Source organism: Bacteroides sp. D22 (assembly GCF_000163675.1).
In the GTDB taxonomy this organism is placed as follows: domain Bacteria; phylum Bacteroidota; class Bacteroidia; order Bacteroidales; family Bacteroidaceae; genus Bacteroides; species Bacteroides xylanisolvens.
In genome coordinates, this window is the sequence record NZ_GG774836.1 from 1 (window position 1) to 5656 (window position 5656).

The window sequence follows — 5656 nt, forward strand, 5'->3', positions numbered from 1 at the left end:
ATCCGCTTCATGATTCGATAACTGCTATATAATATAATTGTATATGAGGACAATGATTTATAGAATATTCACGGGCTGCTACATCGTGGCCGCCCTCGTGCTGGTCGCAGCCTGTAATGACGGGCTGGATATTCAGACGAAATACCTGTTCACGGTGGAGACGATGCCCGTCCCGAAGGAGCTGAAAGTGAACGAGACGGCGGAGATACGGTGCGAGCTGAAACGGGAAGGACGCTGGGAGGACGCCCGGTACACGATCCGCTGGTTCCTCTTCGACGGGGAAGGCACGCTCAAACTGGATGACGGCACGGTGCTGCTGCCCAATGACCGCTACCCGCTGGAGAAAGAGACGTTCCGGCTCTATTACACCCGGCTGTCGGACGAGCAGAGCAGCTTCACCGTCTGGGTGGAGGACTCGGACGGTCAGGCGGTCGAGCTGGAATACGACTTCAATGCGGACAACGACAAGGAGGACGGGGATGGAAGTGGAACTGGGAAAGAGTGAGGTGCCGGCTTTGGCGGAATTGAAAGACCTGTGCCGGCACGAGTGCACCGCAGAGCGGTACGCCGATACCGTCAGGGAGTTCGGATGGTCGCTGGAACATGTGCTGGAGGACATGAAAACCCCGGAGATGTGCCGCCGTGCGCTGGAAGCGAGTGCGGAACTCGGTTACGGGCATCTGGCATTGCTGCACCATATCCCGTTCGCAGAGGTCTGCATGGAAGCCATACGGGACTGGTACGGCGAGGGCAGAGCCGATCTTTACGAGGTGGCTTCGGCAATCCGACCGGAGGTGTTCGACGGGAAGATGGCGGATTTTCTGGTGGCGGAGGACGGCAGGTGCCTGTCCCTGCTGCTCGTCCACCTGCAAACGCCGGAGCTGTGGCGGAAATGCGCCGAACATAACTGGATGTCATTCGTGATGATTCCGTGGAGGGAACGGTCGCTGGAAGCGTGCCTGACGGCGTACCTGAACTATCCCGGGATGATCCATGCCCATCCCCATGTCGTGCCGCAACCGGTGGACAGCTATTACAACGTGTACTCGCTGTGCCGCCTGATGGAGCAGATGACGGGCGAGAAATTCACCTGCGGGCAGATGGCGGACTTCTACGGGGGAAAGCGGATGGCGGTCAAGTGCATCGAGGTGCCCGATGGTTTCCTGAAAGACCGTGAGGTACTTTCGACCGGCAGAAAGAGACGTTCCGCATCGCCCCTCTCAGCCAGCGGCAGGAGCAGAGGCAGCAGGAACAGCAAGAGCCGGAACGGAACGACGCACCCAAGAGGCGCAACGGAATGAAAATATGAGACAACCTATCTAAAAAAACAGAAACATGGAACAAGAAGAAAGAATGTATCAGGTACCTCTGGAGATGATATGCAGGCACGACCGCACGGCGGAGGTGTGCCGTGCCGCCGTTGAAGAGGACGGCTGGCAGCTGGAGAACGTGCCCGAAGAGATGAAGACACCGGAACTGTGCCGGAAGGCGCTGGAAACGGAAGCGGGATTCGGGAACGACTTCCACCGGGGGCTGGTTCAGCATATCCCTTTTGCGGAGGTGTGCATGGAGGTGCTGAAGGAGTGCCGGGAGAATAACCCGGAAGAACTCTACGGGGTGGCGGTGGCTATCCGCCCGGAGGTGATGAATGGCGAAATGGCGGACTTCCTGCTGCCGCTGGACGGCAGGTGTATCAGCATCCTGCCCGTGCACCTGCAAACACCGGAGCGGGTGCGGGTGGCGGTGGAAACGTCGGGGATGTCCGCCGTCGGGCGTGGCGGAGTGCCGAAAAGCCTGCTCACGCCCGATGTGTATGTCAGGTGCGCCGCCCACAGTCGGGAGTCGCTGATGATGATCCCGTGGGCGGAACGCTCGCCGGAGGTCTGCCTAATGGCGAAGACGCTGTACCCGGACATAGTGAAGAATCACCCGGAGTTCGTGCCGGAGAGCGTGCATAACCAAGACAGCATCTACACGCTGAACAGCCTGATGGAAAGCCTGACGGGGGAAAAGTTCAGCTACCGGCAAATGACGGACTTCTACAACGGGAAGCCGCTGAATGTGAAACGGATGGAAACGCCGGGCGGCGTGCAGAAGGACAAGTCGGTGAAGTTCGACAAGGAGACGGGAGGCTTCTCCTTCTCCGACATCCGGCAGGAGCGAAAACGGGGATTGAAGATGTAGCGTGAGCCGGACGAAATGGAAAGCATCATTCAGGATGCTTTCCATATCCGCCCTGCCGCCTTCCGGTTTCTTTTGCTTCTTGTTCTTTTCCCGCCCCGCTCACGAAAGAAAAGAAGTGCGAAACGGATAGCGAACAAAAAAAGGGACGCTTAAAGCATCCCCTCGTCCATGTAGCTAAGGTAGGCGTCCTCGGTCAGTATGATGTGGTCTAAAAGCTGTATGCCGATTGCCTCGCAGCCTTTCTTCAACTGGCTGGTCAGGTTGTTGTCCGGCGTGCTCGCCACGGTCGAGCCGGAAGGGTGGTTGTGCGAGAGGATGATTCCCGAGGCATGAGAGACGAGAGCCGTCTGGAGGACGATGCGTATGTCCACCACCGTACTGTTCATGCCGCTGCGTGAGACGCACGAAACGCCCAGCAGTCTGCCTGCGCCGTTCAGGTACATCGCCCAGCACTCCTCGTGGTGCTGCATACAGTCCTCGTAGAAAGTCTTGAGGATGTCGTAAGACTCCTTGGAAGAGTGGATTCTAACTCTCTTGGATGCGTCAGCGTCCTTGTAACTTACGGTGATTTGAGGGAAAGACAGTGTATTCATAATGCAAAAAATTAAAAGTGAAACATTTATTTTTTGCTTTGGGGCACGGGGAAAGAACGGACTTCATGCAAGGCTTTTGCGTGGAATACGACCCGAAGGTGTGGAGATTGTGCGCAAAACCAGCAGGTTCAGCCTTGCTACTTGTCCGTTTTTCCCTGTAGGTTTGCTAAAAAATGAGTGTGGAGCTTGGCTAAAAAATCCGGTGAGTCGAGGGGGTTCTTTTTGCTTCTTTGTCTTTTCCCGCCCACGGCTCACCGAAAGAAAAAGAAGTGCGTCCGAAAATGGGTCAATCCTTTCCCACGGGCGGGTAAAAAAAGAAGTCCGGGCGGATCGCTACCCGTCCCGGACTTCCGGCGATGAAACATAGAGGGGGAATGTTATGGCTTGATTTCCCCCGTTGCGATTAAATTCCCGTCCGAATAATACGCTATCTTCCCGTAGGTAAATCCCATGTCGGGAATGGCTACGAAAGCGATATAGTCCGAATACTCCCTGCCTTTGAGGTTCTTCCCGACAAGGTTGTTGAATATCATGGGGATGCTGCAACCGTCCTCGCTGTAAAGGACGGTTTTCCCGTTCTGTCTGATTTCCTGCTTCATGCCGTTTCTATGAAAAGTGTCCCGTCGATAAGGTACTCCCAATTATTCTTGTGGCTCTCGTCCGTGAAATATTCCTCGCTCTCGCAATACTCGCAATCGTCACGGCACGAGCGGAAGAAGTTTTCCAGACAGTCACGCATGAGTTCCTTGAAATTCCGTGTGTCGGGCGAGCGCATGAAGTCCATGAGGGGCTGCAAGATGATTTCGTCCGACACAACCCCCGTGAAGGGGCATTCGCAAGTGACGGAGATACGGCTCCTGCGTCTTTTCTTGCGGTCTTTCGTCCAATAGACCTTGGGCTTGTACAGCTCCGCATGGAAGTTGTTATAGAGGTAAGCCAGCAAGCGGACGCTCGAAAGCCTTTCGGTCTCCTCCTCGTGTCCGGTATGGAAACGGTAAGCGTATGTGCAACTGTCGTAACAGTAGTTGGTGCAGGCAATGCGGAAAAGGTTGCAGAAGGCTTCGAGCGTGTCGCAGTTCTCGGAAGCATACGGGTAATCGTTTCCCTTGGCAAGCCAGTCGGTATAGGCTTTTTGACGGGCTTCGTCCTCCAGTTCCGCAATGCCGAATAGTGTATAGGTTCTCTGTACGGTTCGCATAAGTTTGAAAATTTGAAAGTTTAAAAATCGGTTTCTTTGCGATCTTTCTTTTCCGCTACGGCTCACGAAAGAAAGTAGCGGGCGGATTTCTCCGCCCTGCCCTTTGTCTTTAGGCTGCAATCTCTTCGGGTTGCGGTTGTTCCTCGGGTTGCGTTACCTTGCGCTCCCTTGCCCGTTCCTGCACTAATAGGACGGCTTTCTTTTCCTCGATGCGCTGGTGACGTTTCTCGTACACCCCGTTGTACTCCCTTTCGATGTTGGCGAGTTCCTCCGGCATGTGCCTGCGTGCGAAGTCAAGCAAGAGGGTCGCCACGGTGTTGTTCCCGTACGCTCCCTTGAAGTTGGCTACAAGGAAGTCCCTGCGGATGATGGTCTTCATCTTTACCGTGAGGTTTCCGATAATCCCCATCTTGTCCTCGTCCGTGATATACGGCTTGTCTTCCGCAATCCCCACGGCTGCGAAGTGTTCCTTCCGGAGCGAGGACAGAAGGAAGAAGTACAGCATCGTGTCTTCATCGGCACTGAACTTGCCGCCCGTGATGTCGGCTTCGAGAATCTGTTTCTTGGTGTCCTCCACCGTGCGTTCGAGTGCGATTTCCTTATTGCGCTTGTCCTGCTTCTCCAATTTCTCCACGGGAGAGAGCGGTGCGGGTGCGGGCGTTCCGTCCGCTGTCTCGGTCTCTGTCACGTTCTCCACGTAACAGAATGTAATCTCCTTCTGCCCGATTTTGGCATAGACGGTGATTTCCCCCGCTCCGCTCCTGCGGGTGATTTCCTCCTCCTGCTCCATGTAGTCCGCCCATTGCTGCTCGTAGCGGGTGCGGGCTTCCCCGTAGCGTTCGGGGTCGTTGAAATTTTCGGCTTTGGGTTCTTTGGGGCAGCTTGGAAAGGCGGTGTACCTGTCAAGGGTCTCCACCTCGTAGCCCGAAGCGGTTAGCCGTTCTACTACCGTCTCGTTGGCGGTGTAGCAGTCACGGCAGAGCGACACCTCCGGCTGGTTCCGCATGATTTGCACAGCTCGCTCCATAAGGAAAGAGGCGTTCATCTCGGCAAGACACGTGCGGTTGGCGCAATGCCCGCACCCGCCGTCATGGAACAACAGCAAGTTATTGGTGTTGTGTGCGCACGTGGCGCACTCGGCCTTGTCGAAGTGGTAGTATTGCAGGTCGGTGGTGAAGTTCTGTTCAATGCGCCTTGCAACATCGGCGGCTTTCAGTCCCCGCCAACTGTTATACGTTCCCTCGTCCTGCAAATGTTTCTCGTACACCTCACGCTGAATGTCCTCCCCGTATCGGCAGATTTCAGCCGCCACGCTGATGGTGATTTCATCCGCATCCAAGAGGGCGGCGATTTCGGGGATAAGGGCGGTGAATTTCAGCCGTGTGCGGATGTAGTTCTCGTTCTTTCCGAAGAGTACCGCCAAGGTCTGCACGGTGTGGCGTCCGCTCTCGATAAGCCGCTGATAGGCTGCGGCTTCCTCCACGGGTGTCACGTCCTTGCGCTGCAAGTTCTCAGTAATCGCCATTTCCTCGGCTTCCTCGTCCGACAACTCGGAAACGATTGCGGGAATTTCGTCCCTGCCCGCAATGACGGACGCACGGTAACGGCGTTCCCCGAAAACAATCCCGTAACGGTCTGTCCCGTCAACGGGGCGCACGGTGTGGCGTCCGCTCTCGATAAG

Annotated in this window: 7 protein-coding genes; 3 read left to right on the forward strand and 4 right to left on the reverse strand. The window is 55.8% G+C overall.

The window, feature by feature from the left end; genetic code table 11:
• Positions 1 to 43: 43 nt before the first annotated feature.
• The 3 genes from HMPREF0106_RS00755 to HMPREF0106_RS00745 are packed head-to-tail and all read left to right on the forward strand — an operon-like array spanning position 44 to position 2184.
• On the forward strand, positions 44 to 505 hold the full coding sequence (locus HMPREF0106_RS00755; protein WP_009291495.1) for a DUF3872 domain-containing protein: 462 nt from the start codon (positions 44 to 46) through the stop codon (positions 503 to 505).
• On the forward strand, positions 480 to 1301 hold the full coding sequence (locus tag HMPREF0106_RS00750) for a hypothetical protein (protein ID WP_025813744.1): 822 nt from the start codon (positions 480 to 482) through the stop codon (positions 1299 to 1301). Before HMPREF0106_RS00755 ends, HMPREF0106_RS00750 begins: the two co-directional genes overlap by 26 nt.
• 34 nt (positions 1302 to 1335) lie before the next feature.
• Positions 1336 to 2184, forward strand: coding sequence for a hypothetical protein (locus HMPREF0106_RS00745; protein WP_009041238.1), 849 nt, complete (start codon positions 1336 to 1338; stop codon positions 2182 to 2184).
• A 149-nt stretch (positions 2185 to 2333) separates the two neighbouring features.
• Here HMPREF0106_RS00745 and HMPREF0106_RS00740 read toward each other — a convergent pair whose 3' ends face one another.
• The 4 genes from HMPREF0106_RS00740 to HMPREF0106_RS00725 form a co-directional block, all read right to left on the reverse strand.
• Positions 2334 to 2777 (reverse strand): JAB domain-containing protein, encoded by a 444-nt coding sequence (locus tag HMPREF0106_RS00740; RefSeq protein ID WP_009041239.1) that lies wholly within the window; start codon positions 2775 to 2777, stop codon positions 2334 to 2336.
• A 377-nt stretch (positions 2778 to 3154) separates the two neighbouring features.
• Positions 3155 to 3376 (reverse strand): hypothetical protein, encoded by a 222-nt coding sequence (locus tag HMPREF0106_RS00735; protein WP_009041240.1) that lies wholly within the window; start codon positions 3374 to 3376, stop codon positions 3155 to 3157.
• On the reverse strand, positions 3373 to 3975 hold the full coding sequence (locus HMPREF0106_RS00730) for a hypothetical protein (protein WP_009041241.1): 603 nt from the start codon (positions 3973 to 3975) through the stop codon (positions 3373 to 3375). Before HMPREF0106_RS00730 ends, HMPREF0106_RS00735 begins: the two co-directional genes overlap by 4 nt.
• 109 nt (positions 3976 to 4084) lie before the next feature.
• Positions 4085 to 5653, reverse strand: a complete 1569-nt coding sequence (locus HMPREF0106_RS00725; protein ID WP_410492006.1) for a ParB/RepB/Spo0J family partition protein — start codon at positions 5651 to 5653, stop codon at positions 4085 to 4087.
• Between the last annotated feature and the right edge of the window lie 3 nt (positions 5654 to 5656).